This is a genomic window from Klebsiella sp. PL-2018 (assembly GCF_019048985.1).
GTDB classification, from domain to species: Bacteria; Pseudomonadota; Gammaproteobacteria; order Enterobacterales; family Enterobacteriaceae; genus Klebsiella; species Klebsiella michiganensis.
Genome location: NZ_CP077673.1, coordinates 4,589,470 through 4,606,971 on the forward strand (window position 1 = coordinate 4,589,470; position 17,502 = coordinate 4,606,971).

The following is a 17,502-nucleotide window of genomic DNA, read 5'->3' on the forward strand; positions in this document are numbered from 1 at the left end:
GCGGCGGCTAACGCCCCGCCCTGTGAAAACGTTCCTTTCTGAACAGCGAAGCCGGTATGTCTACCGGCTTCGCTGCGATTGCCAAATTAGAAGATCTGCCGATACAGCGCTTTAATCTCTTCCAGATTGGTGTCACGCGGGTTGCCGCCGGTGCACACGTCCGCCAGAGCCGCCGCCGCAAGGGCATCAATATCCTCTTCTTTCATACCGACATCGCGCAGGCGCGCCGGGATATTGACGTCGCGATTCAGCTGCGCCACCGCCTCAATGGCTGCCTGACGCGCTTCGGCAATCGGCAGAGTTGACGCCTGCTTGTTGCCCAGGGCCACCGCGATGTCGCGATATTTTTCGCCAGTATATTCGGCGTTGTAGGCCATGATATGCGGCAGCAGCACCGCGTTAGCCACGCCGTGCGGCGTACCGTAGAACGCGCCCAGCGGGTGGGCCATACCGTGGACCAGCCCCAGACCAACGTTTGAGAAGCCCATTCCGGCAATATACTGCCCCAGCGCCATCCCTTCCGCGCCCTGTGCCTCGCCCTGAACGGAAGCACGCAGCGAGCGGCCAATCACCTCGATAGCCTTCAGATGCAGCATGTCGGTGAGTTCCCATGCGCCTTTAGTGATGTAGCCTTCAATCGCATGGGTTAGCGCGTCGACGCCGGTCGCCGCCTTCAGGCTGGCCGGCATGCTGCTCATCATCTCGGCATCGATGATCGCCACTACCGGGATATCGTGCGGGTCGTAGCAAACAAATTTGCGGCGATTCTGTACGTCGGTAATCACGTAGTTGATGGTGACTTCGGCTGCCGTACCGGCGGTGGTTGGGATCGCAATCATCGGCACGGCGGCGTTTTTCGTCTCCGCTCCGCCTTCGAGACTGCGGACGTCGGCGAACTCCGGGTTATTAATGATGATGCCTACCGCCTTACAGGTATCCTGCGGTGAGCCGCCGCCGATAGCGATCAGGTAGTCGGCGCCCGACTGTTTAAACGTCTCTACGCCCTGCTGCACAACCTCAATCGTGGGATTCGGGACCACCTCATCAAAAATGCTGTAAGGCAGCCCGGCTTCATCGAGAATAGCAAAAACTTTTGTTGCGACGTTAAAACGAATCAGATCCTTATCCGTGACCACCAGCGCTTTTTTGAAGCCGCGTTTTTTAACTTCATCAACGATACAGCGAATCGAACCTGGGCCAAAATAAGAGGTTTCGTTTAAAATCATTCTGTAAGCCATTTGTGCTCCCTCAATTCGAGTGTTTGATAACCATAATATTTAGCCCTACAGTAACGTGACTGGCGCAGCCATTTTATTAATTCATATCAAATAACACCCTAATTGCCCGGCACGCTGTTGCAGTTAATTAACCCATCGCACATTAGTCATGAGATCTGTCCAGCATACTGGACATCAGCGAGCATCAACTTTAATGACGCCCAGGGACACCAACAGTAATATATACCCGTCATACTTCAAGTTGCTTATGTGTTGGCTACGCTCATTCCCCCCAGTCACATAGTTATCTATGCTCCCGGGGACTAATGAGAGGCTCCTGCCTCTCACCGGAGGCCAGCCTTCGGCTGGTCAAATTCGTTCCCGACGAATTTGTCACTCCCTTGCCGCCTTTAAGCAACTCGAATTATTTAGGGTATAGACCTGAGAAAGATATTATCTCATGATGGATATTATTGAACTGGATCACATTATTTTATCTTTTACTGCCGATACGCATTCGTATAGCCAAAAAGATATCTCTGCAGAAGCACAACAGAAACAGGAGGGTCTCATGGCGCTTAAGCCGGCGTGCGTTAAAAACTGCCGTCGATTATTCTCTATATCTCTTTCTTATCCATCTCCTTATCTCACCGCCCGCCAACATCAAGTGCATCAGATAGTCATATCGTCAACTTAACACTTTAGAAACAAAAGCATCATTTCCTCAACAAAGCGGCCATCCCAGGTCGTTGGCTATCGATTAAACATCTATTATAAGAATTATCTGTCATTATTCATAATTGCTTATCGGCCGGTCGATAGCAAAACATCTTTTTCATAAGAGTCGCGAGTTCTCATTATTAAGAATATTCTCTATCATTTGCGAGATATTATTTGTTAATAATCTAAAAACATAAAAAAAACAGTCAAGATCTCTATCTTTATTGCAAACAACATTACCTCTTGTTAATATAGCCCTTGACATATATTATTTATTATAAAAATACCATTTATGATGCTTATTAACTTTTATTCTAATCACCTGACCATACTTCTCCAACGGCAGTAGTAAATGTCTGACTTTATAAATTGACATTTCGCACCTGTCCGCTAATTCACGAGTAAGTAACCCTTCAGGTTCATGTTCTTTCAATACATAAAGAATATACTCCTGCTCTGGTACAATTACCCCGGAGAATTTATTGATGCCCATTGAACTCATCAATACTCGTAAACTTTCAACTGCAGCCACAGAATTTTGATGTGAATGCGGGGTACAGGGTGAAAATGAAATCTTCATGAGTCAGCTCCTTCTGTCATTAAGTACACGGCAGTATGGATTGCCCCTACGAAAACGGCAACATTAGCTTTAAATTTCAACTTAAACAGTACATTTATCTGAAATTCACTTTTTTTTATGATAAAAACCCTGATATAAAGAGTGAATTTTTAATTCCGTGCGGAGATAAAAATGCGGTTCGATATAGAGGGATTTATTACATTTGATACTGAGGAAGCATCGCTGGTCAATCTTTTGACCGGTGATTGTATTGAACTCTCTGCTACTTCCACTCGCCTCCTGACCAATCTGTTACAATACCGTGGGGATATTATTTCTCGCGTTGACATTTTTCAGTCGGTGTTTGAAAAATATGGCGCCAGACCTTCTAATAGCAACCTGAATCAATACATCTCAACGCTGCGTCGCAGCCTTGCGGATCTGGGCGTTGAGAAAAATGTGATTATTACGGTACCGCGAATTGGCTTTAAAATTTCTGAGGAAGTCATTATCACCAGCGACAATGATTACTCCTCCTCTTTCACTCTCCCGACGCTGGCCCCTGAACCTCCCAGGCGTAGTTTGCTGTGGCAACACCGCAAAGTCGCCATTTTATTTATCCCGATGGTGATAGCTTTGATGCTACTTTTACAGTTTTTTACCCATCAAAAACAGTCCCCTACAGCGATTTTTACTCAGGATAAATGTATTTTTTATGGCGCAGGAGCGCTACGCGTGGGGGAAGTACTCAGAAATAAAAAGCTGTTCCCCTCGGGGCTCGATTGTTCTACACCCAAGAAAATTTATCTTTTCAACCGACAATTAAATCAGGAACAGGACTTAGGTATTTATATGGATATATTCATACTCAAATGCGATATAAAGTACCAGCAGTGCCACAGTTACTACTATAAGGAAATAAAAAATGCGTAAATACGCTTTTATCGCGCTGGCCTGTACGCTAACGCTGGCATTAGCTTCCATCCTGTACATTTGTTTCAACAGCCATGACGCTTTCTCCTGTAAATCACAATACGATCTTACAGAGGAAATAAATGAGAATGTTCTCCGCTCCCAGGGCTTGCTGTCCGCTGAGTTTTCCAACCATCGTCTTATAATCAACCTTGAGGGATTGCTCACCAGCGCGGGAGATAAATACATTGTCTCGCGCGCCCTCTCCATCACCTTAAAAAAAAGCACCGCTGCGGGTCATCTTTTTTATATTTCTGATTCGCAAACCACTCGCCACAACGGTGATAATACGCCTGATAACATCGCGCAAAAAATCCTCTTTGGCAACCAAACTAATGATAGAATCATCTATATCAATCGCGTTAATGATGATACTATTTTATTCGGTAACCAAACGTTCCCACAATATGGTTGCCAGCGTCAAAAAACAATCATTGATTGAGATTTATCTCATTAATTTTAATTATAAAGATATCATGACGATACATTTACTACCGACGTTAGCCAGCATCGCTAATATCATTGATATGATTAACCCACGGCTAAATCTGCACCATGTCAGAACGGCGTTTATCGCATCGCATCTGGCAAATTTAGTCAATTTTTCTGCGGCCCAGCGGCGTAAAACCATTCTCGCCGCGCTTATTCATGATGTCGGCGGATTAAATGAAAAGTCGCGCCTTGAGCCGCTCAACTACATCGATAATGAACATAATAATCACGCGCTAATCGGCAGCGAGTTGCTTAACCGAATTCCGCTGTTTCGCCCGCTCAACAGAATCGTTCGCTATCATCACACCCGCTGGCGCAACGGTCTGGGGTATTATATTGAAGGTGAGCGGGTGCCCGAAGAGAGCCATCTGCTCTTCTTCGCTGACCGGCTGGATGTACTTTATTGCGAGCACCGTACCGACCATAGCGCCTTTTTAAGCAACAAGCTGGTCGACATCGTTGCTGCCGGAGCTAATATTCTTTATAAACAGGAGTATATTCAGGCCTTCAGAACGCTCTCCGCCGATGGCCATTTCTGGTCCGTCATGGCGTCCACCGATTATCGCGATTACATTAACGCGATCTCCGGCGTCCATAACGACACCCTCTCTTTACACAACCTCCGCGATATTGCCGAGTTGGTCTCTTTTATTATCGATCAATTCAGTCAGCAGACGCCCTGGCACTCCGCCGCCGTCGGGCACATTGCCGGTTATCTGGCGACAAAAATAGAAATGAGCGCGACGCAAGCGCTGAAAGTAGAAATTGGCGGGTTACTGCATAATATTTCCTGTCTGGATCATAGCCCGCCGTCAAAACGCATTGGTGCGTCAGACAACGCCCGGCACACGCTTTATCCTATTGAAGGTATTGATGATATTTCTGAGTGGATGTCCATACAAAATGGCCCCGCGCCGCTTCAATTACACGAGGAAATCCTTAAGCCAGAAGCCGTGCTTATCGCGGTGAGCCGACGGGTGGTCCATGCGCTAAATGGACCGAAAGCGGAAGAGAAGTCGCTGGCGCAGTTAATAAAAAATAACCCGGGAGAGGAAATTCCCCCGTTTATGTTATCCCTGATTGCCCAATATTCCCCACAGATTATCCAGGTCTATCGTGCAACCGCTGGCGAAATACAGGCGTTAATGAATCGCATTGCGCAACTCACGCATTCCCTTTAGAAGCTAAGCCGGCCTAATCACAGACTCAGGCGCTCAATCCGCCGTCCAGAACCAGGGTTTGCCCGGTCATATACTGGCTCCCCTCACCGATTAAAAATGCCACCGCCTGCAGCACATCATCCGTTTCGCCCAATCGGCGTAGCGGGATCGACTGGCGCATCTCTTTCAATTTTTGCGCGGGTATCTCCTCCAGCATCTCCGTACGGATCAGGCCCGGCGCCAGGCAGTTGACCCGAATGCCGAAACGCCCGACCTCCAGCGCCAGCGAGCGCGCAATACCGCTCATCGCCGCTTTACTCGCGGCATACGCCGTCTGCCCCACGTTGCCCTTTAACGCGCTGACCGACGACATCATCACGATGGAGCCCCGCCGCTGCGTGAGCATCGCCGGCAGCAGCACCCGGTTCCAGTTCATCATAGAGATCACATTGGTTTCCAACACCTCGCGCCAGAGCGCGGCGTCCTGATGAATATGCAGGCCATCGCGAGCTATCCCGGCATTGTGAATAATCGCTTCCGGTGCCCCCCGCTCGGCCAGTAGCGCCTGCGCAAGCTGTTCAACCCGCGACGCGTCGTTGCCGTCGCAGACGTATCCCTGTACCCGGTGGGCGGAGTTTTCGCTCGCCGCCTGGGTGGCGTTAATCGCAGCCTCATCGCGGCCGGTAAAGACCACGTTGCGGCTTTGCGCCAGGCCGGTGACCAGCGCCCGACCGATACCGCGGCTGCCGCCGGTCACCAATATCCATTGTTGCGCCATATCAGTTACCTGACTCTTTGCTGATGTGCTGACACAGTTCGCCCAGGGTGATCCCCGGATTGTGAATAAACCAGTCCGCCTCCAGGGTGATATTGAATTCACGTTTTGCCAGCACCATGAGCTCGACGTAGTCCAGGCTATCTAATTTCAGACGAACCAGCGGCGTATTCTCATCAATCTCATCCGGTTCCAGGTCTTTCGCATCGCAAATCATTTCACATACTTTTTGCAGAACTTCATCATAGGCAGTCATAAATTATCCTTAATTATCAATTATGCACGGGGCCAACTTTTAGCGTGACCACGTTCGTTATTATCAGGTCATCCAGCTGCGCCGCCGCGGCGATGCGCACCAGCGCCCCCTGTTCGGCCTGGCCCACCACCAGCGAGGGCAGCAGCCAGAGCGCCAGAGATTCGGGCCAAATCGGCGTCGCTTTGCCCGCGAGACGAGCATCAAACACCACCTCCTGGTGGGTTTGCAGCACCGGATAGCGGGTAAATATTTGCTGCAACGAGGTTTCCCCCGGCCCGAGCAGGGCCGCGATGTTCTCCTGGCGCAGCAGCGCGGGATCGCCAATCAGCTGGCGGAACAGCAAGGCATCAAGAAACTGCCACTGCGCCAGGCCGGGCCAGGCGGCGTTGAAGCAGGACTGCAGCTCGCGCAGCGTCTTTGGCGCAATCGTGCAGGGCTGTTTACCCACCAGCGATTCCGGCTCGGCCGCCGTGCTCATCTGGCAGGACAGGCAGAGTTCGCCATCCTGCGGATTGCTGACCGATGTGGCGGATAAAAGGCGATTTTTGGCTACCCCGGGCGTTAACAGCCAGTCGGTATCGCACCATATTGGCCTGCGCAGGCGAACCTGGCATTTTACGTAACGCTCAGGGTGGTACAGCCGGGAGTGGGCATCGCGCTTCACGTCGAGCAGCGCGCGCATTCCGTGGACGCTCAACTGTCCCCCGCCCATCTGGCGCGCTGCCGCGAGGTCGAAGTGAATCGGGTTTTCGTCGCCGGAAAACGCCGCCCACTGCCGCGCGTCGGCAAGGGTGTAGTGCAGCAGCGTCACGCGTGTTTCTCCAGCACCAGCGCGGCGTTCGCGCCGCCGAAACCAAAGCTCAGATTCAGCGCCCGATGTATCTCCCCCTGACGGTGCCCTTCAGCGATATAGTCGAGATCGCACTGCGGGTCAGGCTGGGTTAAATGGGCCGTCGCAGGCAGGATCCCCGCCGCCATCGCCTGCAGACAAACAATGGTCTCGAAGCTCCCTGCGGCGGCAATCAGATGCCCGGAGTAGGCTTTGGTGCTGGAAATCGGGATACGGTACGCCTCGTCGCCCAGCGCCTTTTTCAGCGACTGCGTTTCGTTGAGATCGTTGAGCGGCGTGGAGGTGCCGTGGGCGTTGATATAATCGAGGTCGGCAGGCTGGAGATCTGCGCCGCGCAGCGCCCAACGGATGGTCTGCTCGCGGGCTACGCAGTCCTCCGCCGGGGAGGTAAAATCCACCGCGTCGGAGAAATTAGCATAGCCGGTGACCTCCGCCAGGATCGTCGCCCCGCGCGCGAGGGCGCTCTCGCGCTCCTCCAGGCACAGCACCGCCCCGCCTTCCGAAAGCACGAACCCGCTGCGCTGCAGGCTGAACGGACAGCTGGCCCGTTCCGGCGACTCCGTTTCCCGGCTCAGCGCGCCGAGCACATCGATATTCCAGATCGCGCAAACGCTGTTTAGCGATTCCCCGGCGCCGGCGAGCAGCATGCTGGCGCGGCCAAAGCGAATCGCATCATAGGCCTCGCCGACAGCGATAGTGCCGGTGGCGCAGGCCGCGACCGGGGTATTTTGATAGCCGCGCAAATTCCACAGCTGGCTACAGGCGGCGGTGCTCACGTTGGGCATGGAAAAAAAGCAGCTAAAGGGCGAGGAGACGCCGGTTTTCTCAAACTCGGGTACCGCCAGATAGCTTTCATCCAGCCCTGCCCAGCCGGAGCCGATGATGGCGCCGCACATTAGCGGGTCATAAAACGCCGTGGGAGCTTCGCCCGCAAAGGCCATCGCCACCGCTTCCCGCGCGGCGGCCAGCGCCAGGCGCGCGTGACGCGGCAGACGCCGACGGATCGCGGCGGGAACCCCCTTAAGACTGGGTTCATTCGCCACCTGACCGATAAAATGCGTGTGAATACCGTTCGCGGAGAGATCCACATAGCGGTAGCCGCGTCGATAATCCATGATGGCCTGCCAGCTTTCGGCGGCGCTATCGCCGAGGGGAGTCACCGCGCCATAGCCGGTTATCACCACGCGATAAGGGGAGTTACTGTGACTCATTCTGGGAAGTCCTCTGTTGCGGGTTAATGCCTCCCTGCGCCAGCCAAAGCTGCAAAGTGGCATAAAGATAGTCGTACTGGTTCTGCGCCAGGCTGTTCTGCACATCAAGCAGCGCGTCCTGGGCGTTCAGCAGAGTCTGATAATCCACCGCCCCTGAGCGATAGCGGCTACCGGTGAGCGCCAGACGCTGCTCGCCCAGCTGCAGCGTTTGCAGCAGACGATCGCGCTGCTCGTCGGCGTTAAGCCGCTTCTCCATCGCGTTGTCCACCTCCGACAGCGCGGTATAGGCGGTGCGGCGAAAGTTCACCGCCTCCTGCTGTACCTTCACGCTGGCCTGCTCCACGGTGAGCTGTACTGTGTTCCACTGGATAAAGGGCGCGGAAACGCTGCTGCCCACGGTGCGCAGCGGGTCGTTAAACCACTGGTGAAAGAGCTGGCTTCCGGCGCTCAGCGTTCCCTGCAGCGAGAGCGTGGGATAGAAGCTCAGCCGCGCGGCGTCTGAGCCCGCCAGCGCCGCCCGCAGGCGGGATTCCGCCGCCTGCAGGTCCGGCCGGCTGGCGAGCGCGGCCAGCGGCGTGGCGTTGGCAATAGCGATATGCTGACGCACATCCAGCGCGGAGGACTCATCGGTATGCTGAGCCGGCGGTCTGTTGAGCAGCAGCGCCAGCGCGTTACGGGAAATTGCCCGCTGCTGCTTCAGGCTCAACAGCTGATTCTGCCGGCTGATGACCGTCTGCCGCGCCTGCAGCACATCGAGCAGGCCCACTTTCCCCGCTCGCTGCCAGGACTCAATCTGCGCCAGCGTCTGCCTGGCGATATTCAGACTCGCCGCCTGATACGTCATTTGCTGATTCAGCAGAGCGATGTTCCAGTACAGCTGCGCGGTGGTGTCAATCGTCGACAGGATCGTCGCCCGGTAGTCCTGCTCGCTGGCTATCGCCTCCCATTCGCTCTGCTCCCGGATCCGCGCCAGCTTGCCCCACAGATCCAGTTCATAGCTCAGGGACAGTGAGGCGCTGTAGCTCTCCTGTGAACCGCCGCTGTTGAGCGGCTTTGAGTTACTGCCGGAGCCGTTGAGGCTCGCGTCAGGGCTGATATTGGTTCGGGTGAGCCCAGCGGAAATACGCGCCTGCTTAAGGGTTAAGGCGGCAGCGGCGAGATCGTTATTGCTTTCCAGCACCTGCCCCACCACCCGCGACAGACGTTCGTCGCCGAAACGGTCCCACCAGCGCTGCGCTTTCTCCTGCGAGCGCGCGATGCTGTCTCCCTCCGTCCTCTGCCAGTTCTCCGGCACCGACAGCAGCGGGCGCTGATAATCGCTGCGGGTTAAATTCCCGCAGCCCGTCAGCAATACAATTAACGGTAATAAAGTCAGCGGTCTCATTCGCGGGCCAGCGCCTCCGTCGGGTTCAGTCGCGCCGCGCGGCGCGCTGGAAAATAGCCAAACGTCAGGCCAATCAGGGCGGAAAAACCGCAGGCCATCGCTACCGGCAGCCAGGTAAAGACCATGGAAAACTCCTGCGTCAGCAGGGCAAACAGGTTACCGGCGGCCCAGGAGCCCAATACCCCCGTCAGCCCGCCGAGCGCGCAGATCATCACCGCCTCAATTAAGAATTGATGCATGATGTCGCTGGGGCGAGCGCCGACCGAAAGCCGGATGCCAATCTCATGGGTGCGTTCGGTAACGGAAACCAGCATGATATTCATGACGCCAACGCCGCCAACCAGCAGCGAGATGGCGGCAATCGCGGTGATCAGCAGCGACATGGAGTCAGAGGTTTTTTGCAGCGCGTTGGCGAGCTGTTCGTCGGTCTGGACAAAGAAATCTTTTTTGCCGTGCTCGCGGATAAGATGCCTTTCCGCCCGCCGCGCCGCGTCCTGCGGCGACAGCGTTTCCTGAAAGCGCAGCGTGAGCGCCTCCAGCGGTTTGTCCCCGGAAATCCGCTGCAATAAAGAGGTATAGGGGATCCAGGCCGACATAAATCCGCTGACCACCTTCGGTCCCGGCTTGCTGGCGATGCCGATCACCCGCCACGGTGCGCCGGCGATTTGCACAATTTTACCCAGCGGATCTTCATTACCGGGAAACAGCGTCTCTTTGCTGGTTTCATCCAGCACCAGCACCGGTTCACGATCGTCGACATCGCGGTGGGTAAAACCGTTGCCGTGAAGGAAACGAATACCCTGCAGCGAGAAATAGTCGGCGGAAACCCCGGAAAGAATAATCGAGGAATCAAACCCCTGGCGCACCGCGGTCGTCATGCTGGAGACGATCGGCGACACCCCAAGCACCCACGACTGTTTGCCGAGGCTGGCGATATCATCCAGCGACAGCGCCCGCTCCATATCCGGACGCTTGCTGCCCCAGCCGGTGCCGGGGCGGATTTCGAGCGTGGTATTACCCAGCTTGCCAATCTCATTCATGATGCTCTGCCGGGCGCCTTCTCCCACCGCCATGGAGGAAACCACGGACGAAATGCCGATGATAATCCCCAGCATCGACAAAAAGGCGCGCATACGATGCCCCAGCAGCGACCGCCATGCCATCCGTACCGACTCTCCGATACTGCGCGACAGCGAGGCCCGACCGTTATCTTGTACCGCGGGCAGCCGCGGAATGCCGCGATTATCACGCGCGCCGTGGGTGCTGTCGGCGACCACCTGCCCATCGCTGATCTCGACGATCCTCTGGGCTTGCTGCGCTACCTCGCGATCGTGGGTCACGATAATCACCGTATGCCCGTCAGCGTTCAGCTGGTGCAAAACATCCATCAGCGCCCGGCCGCTGACGCTATCCAGCGCCCCAGTGGGTTCATCGGCGAGAATAATCTGCGCGCCGTTGATCAGCGCCCGACAGACGCTGACCCGCTGCTGCTGGCCGCCGGAAAGCTGCGCGGGTTTATGCGCCAGGCGCGCGTCAATGCCCAGCTTTTCCGCCAGCAGCGTAATGCGCGCCTGGCGCTCAGCGGCGGGCATCGCGGTATAGAGCGCAGGGATGGCAATATTCTCTTCCGCCGTCAAATAAGGCATCAGGTGATAGCGCTGAAAAATAAATCCCAGCCAGCGGCTGCGCAGCTCCGCCAGCGCCGCGCTGTCGGCCTGATGGGCGGCGATGCCGTTGATATACACTTCACCGCTGCTGGGTTTATCCAGACAACCGATAATATTCATCAGCGTCGATTTACCCGAGCCGGAAGCGCCCATAATCGCCACCATCTCGCCGGGCATAATGGTCAGAGAGATGGATTTCAGCACCGGAATCAGTTGCGTCCCGGCAACAAAATGACGCGTGACGTTGTTCAGCAAGATTAACGGCTCAGCCATCAGACGGACCCCGCATCCTGCGGGATCACCACCCGCTCGCCGGGCTGTAATCCTTCAAGAACCTGCGCATACTGGCGGTCGTTAATCCCGATGCGGATGGTGCGCTCCTCGCTGCCGTTCTCCTTTTGCACCACGACCAGGTAGCGCTCATCCCCGAGCGAACGCCCCAGCGCGGCAACCGGCACGCGCAGCGCATCTTTCACCTGCGCGATGCGGATAAACACCTGGGCGGTCATCGAGGTTTTCAGCAATCGCTGGCGATTATCCACCTCGAAGGTGCCGTTATAGTAAATGGCGCTGCTCTGCTGGTTACCGGCAGACGCGCCGGCGTTTTGTTCCTCCAGCGCCTCCTGCGGCGCGGGCTGGACATAGCCAAGCTCCCCTTCATAACGGGTTTGCGGGTCGGCAATGACGTAAAACCATAGCGGCTGTCCCGGATGGATTTTCTGGATATCGGCTTCGGAAATGCGGGTTTGGACCTGGACTTTATCGAGATCGGCGAGCACCAGAATCGTAGGCGCAATTTGCGAGGAGACGATGGTTTGCCCTTCACGGGTCACGATGCCCAGCACTTCGCCATCCATAGGCGCGAGAATGCGGGTATAGCCGAGGTTGGCGTTGGCGGTCTGCACGCTCATTTCCGCCTGCACAATCTGCGCCTCATTCACCGCTATCTGCTGAACCTGCGCGGCATACTGCGCCTGCGCCTGTTCGAGATCGCTGCTCACGCCGGAGCCGTCGCGGCTCATGGCCTGCTCGCGCGCCAGCGCTTTACGGTACTGCACCAGCGTGGCCTCAGAGGCCTGCTTTTGCGCTCTGGCGCTGGCCAGCTGCGCGGTAGCGTTGCGTAAGTCGGAAAGCTGCAGCGTCGGGTCGATTTCGGCTAACAGCTGCCCTTTGCGCACCCGCTCGCCCTGGCGCACGTACAGCTTACGCAGCTGGCCGCTGACCTGTGCGCCGACGCTCACCTGAACGGCAGGTTTGATAATCCCGCTCGCCAGCACGACCTTTTCGATATCCCCGCGATCGAGCGTAACGGTATCAATCGACTCGGCCTGTGCCGGAAATGAGCGCTGATAGTAGACGGCGGCAACAATGGCCAGCATAGCGACCAGCGCAAACAGCCACGTTTTACGGCGGCGTAAAAATGCTCTTCTCATTGGTCCACCTCTCCCTGTGTGATATCGCGCAGCTTGCCTTCCTTCAGGCGATAAACCCGCGTGAAATGATGCAGGATCTGCTCGCTGTGGGTCACGACGATCAGCGTCTTGCCCTGTTCGCGGCAGTGCTGGCACAGCGCGAGGATCGCCGTTTCCGCGGTTTCATCATCAAGATTGGCGGTCGGTTCGTCGAACAGCAGTATGGGCCGGGTGCTGTAGAGCGCCCGCGCCAGCATCAGCCGCTGACGCTGGCCTAAAGAGAGCGCCGAGTGGCTCTCGCGGATCAGCGCCTCCATTCCTCCCGGCAGCGCCTGAACCACCGGCCCCAGCGCCATTTTTTCGACCAGCGCCTCCACTCGCCCACGGTCGCTGTCGCTGTACCACGGATCAAACAGGGTGATGTTTTGCAGCACCGAGGCGTTGAACAGGATGTCTTCCTGACTCTGTAGCCATACCTGCGACGCCAGCTGCTGCGCGCTCACCTCATCGTTGTTCAGCAAAATTCGCCCATGCTGCGCGGAAAAAAGCCCTGCCATCAGCCGCAGCAGGGTGCTTTTTCCGGCGCCGGAGTCGCCCACGATCGCCAGCCGATCGCCGGGCTCCAGGATGAGATCAACGGCATTGAGTACCGGACGCTGCGGGTTGTAATGAAAGCTCACCTGTTCGAACGTCAGCCGCGGAACTGCTTCACCGCTGAGCGGAGCAAACTGGGGCGCAGCAGGCTCATGGCGGGTGAACAGGCCCTGCGCGCGGGTATCGATCACGTGCAGCTGTGATTTACGGATCACGGCATAAAATATCCGCGTGACGTAGGAGGTAAAAATCTGTCGTAAAAAGCTGTAGGCAAAAAAGTCGCCCAGCGAGATAAGCTTTGCGTGCACCAGCGGCAGCACCACCAGCATGAAAACCACCATCTCAAGGCTGCCGGTCAGCTGGTACAGTCCCTCTTTGACCTGCTGATAGACTTTCTGCCGCTGGAGGCAGGTGAAAAGGTCATGAGACAAACGGGCAAACTGCGCTTTACGCTGCGTTTCCAGCCCGGCGGTCTTGATGGTTAACACGCCCTGAAGCGTTTCCATAAAAAAGTCATTCAGCGTCGCGCTTTTCAGCTGCAGCTGCTGCGTATACCAGCGGTCGCGAAAAATGGCCCAGACGCTGATCAGCCCCATCGCCACAATACCCACGGCGGAAATCAGCGCCAGCACCGGGGAGATCCAGAACATAATGCCGATCGCGATAACGCAGATGATCCAGTCCGAGCGGAGCCCGTTATCCAGTTCGATTTTTTGCAGCATCCCGCCCTGCCAGGCGATAAAACGGCTGAAAACGTCCCCCGGCGCGCGTTTTTCAAAAAAAACGCAGCGGATTATTCAGCAGGCGGGAAAAACCGATATCGCTCTTAAGCAGGACAAAGCGGCGAATAAATCGCTCGCTAATCACCCTGACGCCCAGCGCCAGCAGCGTGGATACAACAAAGGCGAGGATGAACCATAAATAAGGAAACTGCGTATTCTGAACGTCAGAGAAGGCCTGGTTGATCGCCCGGCTGACCATCGTCGGCATTAAAAACAGGGTGAGCGACACCAGGAAGGTTAAGAGCATCAGCTTATAAATGCCCGGTACCGCCGCGGTCTCCTTCAGGCTCATCGCCCGCGGCATCTCCTGCTGCGCGCCGGCAATAACCGGGTCCGGGCCGGCAATCGCGCCGGGCGACTCTTCAAGGATCAGCGCATAGCCGCTAATCTCTTTTTTTAATGCCGAGAAAGGCAGCCACTGCTGGCCAATCGCCGGATTCATGACGCAGACGTAATCCCCTTTTCGCCAGGCCAGCAGAACATAGTGGCTGGCGCCGTAGTGCAAAATGGACGGGAACGGCAGCGCATGAAGCTCAGCGTGATCGAACAACACCGGCGCGGTGGCAATGCCGATCTGCTGCAGGATAACGGATAAATCGCTCAACGATGTCCCATGATCGGATGCCGGGAAAATTTCCCGCAAAGCCGGCAGCGAGCACGGAATATTCTGGGTTTGCGCCAGCATCGCAATACAGGAGAGGCCGCATTCATTGGTCTCTTCCTGGAAAACCATATCAGGAATAATCTTTTTCATGATGATGCATCAGTGATTAATAAAATAGAGCGAATGGCTGTGCCACAAAAGCCAATCCTGCGGATAATCGCGCAGGGTGTTTTCAATCATCGTTGGTAGCTTTGCCGCGACCTCTTTTGGCGACAGCGGGGAATAGATCTTTATTTTTATCCCGTGCTGATAATAGAGGTGATAAAAAACCACCTTCGCCGATACGATGCGAGAAAACCGCTGTACCCCGCTATGTAATTTTGCCGGGCGGCCAAATATCCGGCAGCTTATTTTCCCGGACTGCGCTTCCGGGGTCTGCACGGTGTAATCGGCAGGAATGTCGGGGAAAATAATCATATTTTCCCGCCCTGCCGATACATTGGTCATTAACGCCATAAGCTCGCTAGCCAGCGATGTATTATCCTGGTGGATTGAGCAATAAGAGAGCGCGACGCCGCCCATTTTACGGCTGGCGACGGTGTAGCTTTCCGCGCTGGAAGAGACCACTACGCTGGCTTTGCCCGGCGTCACGCCAGCCCCGACCATCGCCGCTAAGATATCGGAAACGCAGTGCAGCGGCGCAAGGACGACCGGCGTCTTTTGCGCCGCCAGGGGAGCGACAACGGCGTCAAGCTCTCGCGTGCATGCCTGCATCTGGGCCAGGGTGGCCGGGTGCTGTCCCCAGGTCGCCCCTATCTCCAGCAGCTGGCGGCGCATGGCTATCCATCCGGCATCGATTCGGCCCTCGACGCCCGTCAGGCAGCGGTAGTTTTGCGTCGCCACGGCGCTGCGGCCACGGTACTGTCTGCCCAGCAGCCGCAGCCGACACAGCGCGCGAACCGCCAGCAGCAGCAGCGGCATCGGGGTAAAACGCATGACTCTACGCACCGCTTTTTGGCCGTAGCCGGTAAGAGGCCGGTAGCGCCAGCTCAGCTGCGCGGACCATTTTCTTACGCTGAAGACGCCCCAGACGATGAGAAAGCGCGCCACGCTTACTCCTTATCCTGGGTTAACAGCTGGCGCAAATAGTCGGCAAATTCAGGAAACTGACGATCCTTCGCCACTACGTATTTCTTATTCACAATAAACAGCGGCGTCGCGTTAATGTCATAAAGCTCGGTGATTTTCGCCATATATTCCAGACGCTCGGCGACGGCCTGACTTTGGCTTAGCTGATGGTATTTATCGACATCAATACTATTCTTTTTCAGCCAGCCATTAAGCGTTTCCTCATCGGCTAAATTAACCCCGCGGGTCATTACCGCGTTAAACGCCTGGTCGCGCGTCTGGCGCTCAATACCCATGACTTCAAGGGTCGCAAAAACCGGCGCAAAGACCGCCAGGCCGTTATTCTCGCCAGTAATATGGATAACTTCAAAGGTGCTATCCGCGGGTAGCGTGGCGGCGAATTTTTCGATCTCTTCCTCGTTCGATGCGCAGTAGTGACAGCCATAGGACATCACTTCAATAATGCTTTTCTCATTTTTTATTGGGCTACTGGCAACGGTTGCGCTGTCAATTTTCCGCAGGGCGGAAGGCTGACTGCTATCCAGTGAAAATGTATTAAACACAAATATGTGATAGCACAGCACGGTAATTAGCGACGAAATTAACGCCACCAGAAACGTATAGCCAACGGCGGTAATAGGTTTTATCTTCATTTGATACCAGGCTCGCGAAAATAGCGGAGAAATACATGGAGGGTTCCCCCTCCATGTATCACATCAGTGATTAATAACGGGCGCTATTTGGCACGACGCACATGCTGTCCGGCGCATCTTTCATGCTAACGGTTGAACCGTGCTTATCCGTACAGGTGGTCACTTGTTTACAGGTAGAAACACCGCCAACGACCACTGTCTCGTAAGAGCTTGTGCAAGTTTCCTTGCAGCAGCCGCCAATAATAGTTGACGCTTCAATCATACTTAATTTTTGCATTTGTTAGATCCTTAACTATTTATATTGAAATGTATTTTTCTTACACTTACCTACTGGCTTAGCTATCTGCCAGTAATTCTGTCGATGTTAGACTTTGTACGCTGTTATACGCAGGGGGTGGCGACGATACATTTGAAAATATTAAACAGCTCTACGTTATTTTTAGCATTTAACTTTTTCATCAGGCCCCGTTTGCAGCGGCTCAGTCGACGAACATCAATTTTTTGCTCAGAGGAAATTTGCGACAATGACTTCCCTTTGAATATTTCTTCCATTAACCACCAGTCATCGCTGGAGATACTGTTATTAAAATCCCGGGCTAACCACTTCTGTCGGGTATAATTAATTAGCGAGCGGCTATAAAATATTTTCTTTGCCACCATCGAATCAGCGCTTTCAATGAATTTGAAAAAATTCTCCAGCGATTCATTTTTTAATAACCAGCTCGCCTCCGGGAGCAGCGAATGCAGCGCAAAAAACAGAGAAATATTATTTTCTCCTAATAAAATCACCAGCTGCTGATTTTCCCGGCAGTAGTACTCTTTAATGGTGTATAGCGCATTAAAGCGTTCGTCCGGCAAACTGTCGACATCGCAGAGCACCCAGCGCAGCTCCTCTTTCTGCTTCGGCAGACGCAGCGTATTAATCAGCTGAGAGAACTGATCGAGCCTTGAGAAAGCGCAGTCGCCGTCATGCGCGGCAAGATCGTCAACCAAAGAACGTACGCCTTCTGAGAAAAAGATATTTTTATCGTAGAGAAAGAAACGGCGGCTCATTTATCATCATCCT

General features: G+C 54.8%; 17 protein-coding genes and 1 pseudogene. 4 read left to right on the plus strand and 14 right to left on the minus strand.

The window, feature by feature from the left end; genetic code table 11:
• Positions 1-86: 86 nt before the first annotated feature.
• A complete protein-coding gene (fucO, locus tag MKleb_RS21500; RefSeq protein WP_025106452.1) occupies positions 87-1,238 on the minus strand; it encodes a lactaldehyde reductase in 1,152 nt (383 codons plus the stop codon).
• A gap of 439 nt (positions 1,239-1,677) precedes the next feature.
• On the opposite strand from fucO, the gene MKleb_RS21505 reads away from it, so the two are divergent.
• Positions 1,678-1,914: a hypothetical protein gene (locus MKleb_RS21505; protein ID WP_129897099.1), complete on the plus strand. Its 237-nt coding sequence runs from the start codon at positions 1,678-1,680 to the stop codon at positions 1,912-1,914.
• A gap of 291 nt (positions 1,915-2,205) precedes the next feature.
• Here MKleb_RS21505 and MKleb_RS21510 read toward each other — a convergent pair whose 3' ends face one another.
• On the minus strand, positions 2,206-2,517 hold the full coding sequence (locus MKleb_RS21510; RefSeq protein ID WP_025106451.1) for a FaeA/PapI family transcriptional regulator: 312 nt from the start codon (positions 2,515-2,517) through the stop codon (positions 2,206-2,208).
• A gap of 171 nt (positions 2,518-2,688) precedes the next feature.
• Between MKleb_RS21510 and MKleb_RS21515 the strand changes: the two genes are divergently transcribed.
• The 3 genes from MKleb_RS21515 to MKleb_RS21525 are packed head-to-tail and all read left to right on the plus strand — an operon-like array spanning position 2,689 to position 5,141.
• Positions 2,689-3,429, plus strand: a complete 741-nt coding sequence (locus MKleb_RS21515) for a winged helix-turn-helix domain-containing protein (RefSeq protein WP_025106450.1) — start codon at positions 2,689-2,691, stop codon at positions 3,427-3,429.
• On the plus strand, positions 3,422-3,910 hold the full coding sequence (locus MKleb_RS21520) for a hypothetical protein (protein ID WP_025106449.1): 489 nt from the start codon (positions 3,422-3,424) through the stop codon (positions 3,908-3,910). Before MKleb_RS21515 ends, MKleb_RS21520 begins: the two co-directional genes overlap by 8 nt.
• A complete protein-coding gene (locus MKleb_RS21525; RefSeq protein WP_029946895.1) occupies positions 3,876-5,141 on the plus strand; it encodes an HD domain-containing protein in 1,266 nt (421 codons plus the stop codon). The genes MKleb_RS21520 and MKleb_RS21525 overlap by 35 nt, the downstream gene beginning before the upstream one ends.
• A gap of 25 nt (positions 5,142-5,166) precedes the next feature.
• Here MKleb_RS21525 and MKleb_RS21530 read toward each other — a convergent pair whose 3' ends face one another.
• The 12 genes and pseudogenes from MKleb_RS21530 to MKleb_RS21585 all read right to left on the minus strand — a co-directional run bounded on the left by MKleb_RS21530 (position 5,167) and on the right by MKleb_RS21585 (position 17,489).
• Positions 5,167-5,898 (minus strand): SDR family NAD(P)-dependent oxidoreductase, encoded by a 732-nt coding sequence (locus tag MKleb_RS21530; RefSeq protein WP_025106447.1) that lies wholly within the window; start codon positions 5,896-5,898, stop codon positions 5,167-5,169.
• A 1-nt stretch (position 5,899) separates the two neighbouring features.
• Positions 5,900-6,151 (minus strand): acyl carrier protein, encoded by a 252-nt coding sequence (locus MKleb_RS21535; protein ID WP_004853570.1) that lies wholly within the window; start codon positions 6,149-6,151, stop codon positions 5,900-5,902.
• A gap of 16 nt (positions 6,152-6,167) precedes the next feature.
• Positions 6,168-6,962 carry a MaoC family dehydratase gene (locus tag MKleb_RS21540; RefSeq protein ID WP_025106446.1) on the minus strand — a complete coding sequence of 265 codons (795 nt, stop codon included), beginning with the start codon at positions 6,960-6,962 and terminating at the stop codon, positions 6,168-6,170.
• On the minus strand, positions 6,959-8,212 hold the full coding sequence (locus MKleb_RS21545; protein WP_014226566.1) for a beta-ketoacyl-[acyl-carrier-protein] synthase family protein: 1,254 nt from the start codon (positions 8,210-8,212) through the stop codon (positions 6,959-6,961). Before MKleb_RS21545 ends, MKleb_RS21540 begins: the two co-directional genes overlap by 4 nt.
• Complete coding sequence (locus tag MKleb_RS21550) at positions 8,199-9,596, minus strand: TolC family protein (protein ID WP_025106445.1); 1,398 nt, start codon at positions 9,594-9,596, stop codon at positions 8,199-8,201. Before MKleb_RS21550 ends, MKleb_RS21545 begins: the two co-directional genes overlap by 14 nt.
• Entirely contained in the window at positions 9,593-11,536 is a 1,944-nt protein-coding gene (locus MKleb_RS21555; protein WP_025106444.1) for a MacB family efflux pump subunit, read from the minus strand. The genes MKleb_RS21550 and MKleb_RS21555 overlap by 4 nt, the downstream gene beginning before the upstream one ends.
• Positions 11,536-12,696: an efflux RND transporter periplasmic adaptor subunit gene (locus MKleb_RS21560; protein WP_014226569.1), complete on the minus strand. Its 1,161-nt coding sequence runs from the start codon at positions 12,694-12,696 to the stop codon at positions 11,536-11,538. Before MKleb_RS21560 ends, MKleb_RS21555 begins: the two co-directional genes overlap by 1 nt.
• Positions 12,693-14,805: pseudogene (locus MKleb_RS21565) on the minus strand (peptidase domain-containing ABC transporter). The gene MKleb_RS21560 and the pseudogene MKleb_RS21565 overlap by 4 nt, the downstream one beginning before the upstream one ends.
• A 9-nt stretch (positions 14,806-14,814) precedes the next feature.
• Entirely contained in the window at positions 14,815-15,765 is a 951-nt protein-coding gene (locus tag MKleb_RS21570; protein WP_025106442.1) for a lysophospholipid acyltransferase family protein, read from the minus strand.
• 2 nt (positions 15,766-15,767) lie between these two features.
• Positions 15,768-16,436 carry a DsbA family protein gene (locus tag MKleb_RS21575; protein ID WP_025106441.1) on the minus strand — a complete coding sequence of 223 codons (669 nt, stop codon included), beginning with the start codon at positions 16,434-16,436 and terminating at the stop codon, positions 15,768-15,770.
• 70 nt (positions 16,437-16,506) lie between these two features.
• Positions 16,507-16,713: a DUF4762 family protein gene (locus MKleb_RS21580; RefSeq protein ID WP_014226573.1), complete on the minus strand. Its 207-nt coding sequence runs from the start codon at positions 16,711-16,713 to the stop codon at positions 16,507-16,509.
• A 104-nt stretch (positions 16,714-16,817) separates the two neighbouring features.
• Positions 16,818-17,489, minus strand: coding sequence for a hypothetical protein (locus MKleb_RS21585; RefSeq protein ID WP_064358558.1), 672 nt, complete (start codon positions 17,487-17,489; stop codon positions 16,818-16,820).
• Positions 17,490-17,502 lie beyond the last annotated feature (13 nt).

Coding starts and splice junctions, on each gene's coding strand:
- MKleb_RS21505 (WP_129897099.1), top strand. CDS start 1,678: ATGATGGATATTATTGAACTGGATCACATTATTTTATCTTTTACTGCC.
- MKleb_RS21530 (WP_025106447.1), bottom strand. CDS start 5,898: ATGGCGCAACAATGGATATTGGTGACCGGCGGCAGCCGCGGTATCGGT.
- MKleb_RS21525 (WP_029946895.1), top strand. CDS start 3,876: ATGGTTGCCAGCGTCAAAAAACAATCATTGATTGAGATTTATCTCATT.
- MKleb_RS21510 (WP_025106451.1), bottom strand. CDS start 2,517: ATGAAGATTTCATTTTCACCCTGTACCCCGCATTCACATCAAAATTCT.
- MKleb_RS21575 (WP_025106441.1), bottom strand. CDS start 16,436: ATGAAGATAAAACCTATTACCGCCGTTGGCTATACGTTTCTGGTGGCG.
- MKleb_RS21515 (WP_025106450.1), top strand. CDS start 2,689: ATGCGGTTCGATATAGAGGGATTTATTACATTTGATACTGAGGAAGCA.
- MKleb_RS21545 (WP_014226566.1), bottom strand. CDS start 8,212: ATGAGTCACAGTAACTCCCCTTATCGCGTGGTGATAACCGGCTATGGC.
- MKleb_RS21580 (WP_014226573.1), bottom strand. CDS start 16,713: ATGCAAAAATTAAGTATGATTGAAGCGTCAACTATTATTGGCGGCTGC.
- MKleb_RS21585 (WP_064358558.1), bottom strand. CDS start 17,489: ATGAGCCGCCGTTTCTTTCTCTACGATAAAAATATCTTTTTCTCAGAA.
- MKleb_RS21560 (WP_014226569.1), bottom strand. CDS start 12,696: ATGAGAAGAGCATTTTTACGCCGCCGTAAAACGTGGCTGTTTGCGCTG.
- fucO (WP_025106452.1), bottom strand. CDS start 1,238: ATGGCTTACAGAATGATTTTAAACGAAACCTCTTATTTTGGCCCAGGT.
- MKleb_RS21520 (WP_025106449.1), top strand. CDS start 3,422: ATGCGTAAATACGCTTTTATCGCGCTGGCCTGTACGCTAACGCTGGCA.
- MKleb_RS21535 (WP_004853570.1), bottom strand. CDS start 6,151: ATGACTGCCTATGATGAAGTTCTGCAAAAAGTATGTGAAATGATTTGC.
- MKleb_RS21555 (WP_025106444.1), bottom strand. CDS start 11,536: ATGGCTGAGCCGTTAATCTTGCTGAACAACGTCACGCGTCATTTTGTT.
- MKleb_RS21550 (WP_025106445.1), bottom strand. CDS start 9,596: ATGAGACCGCTGACTTTATTACCGTTAATTGTATTGCTGACGGGCTGC.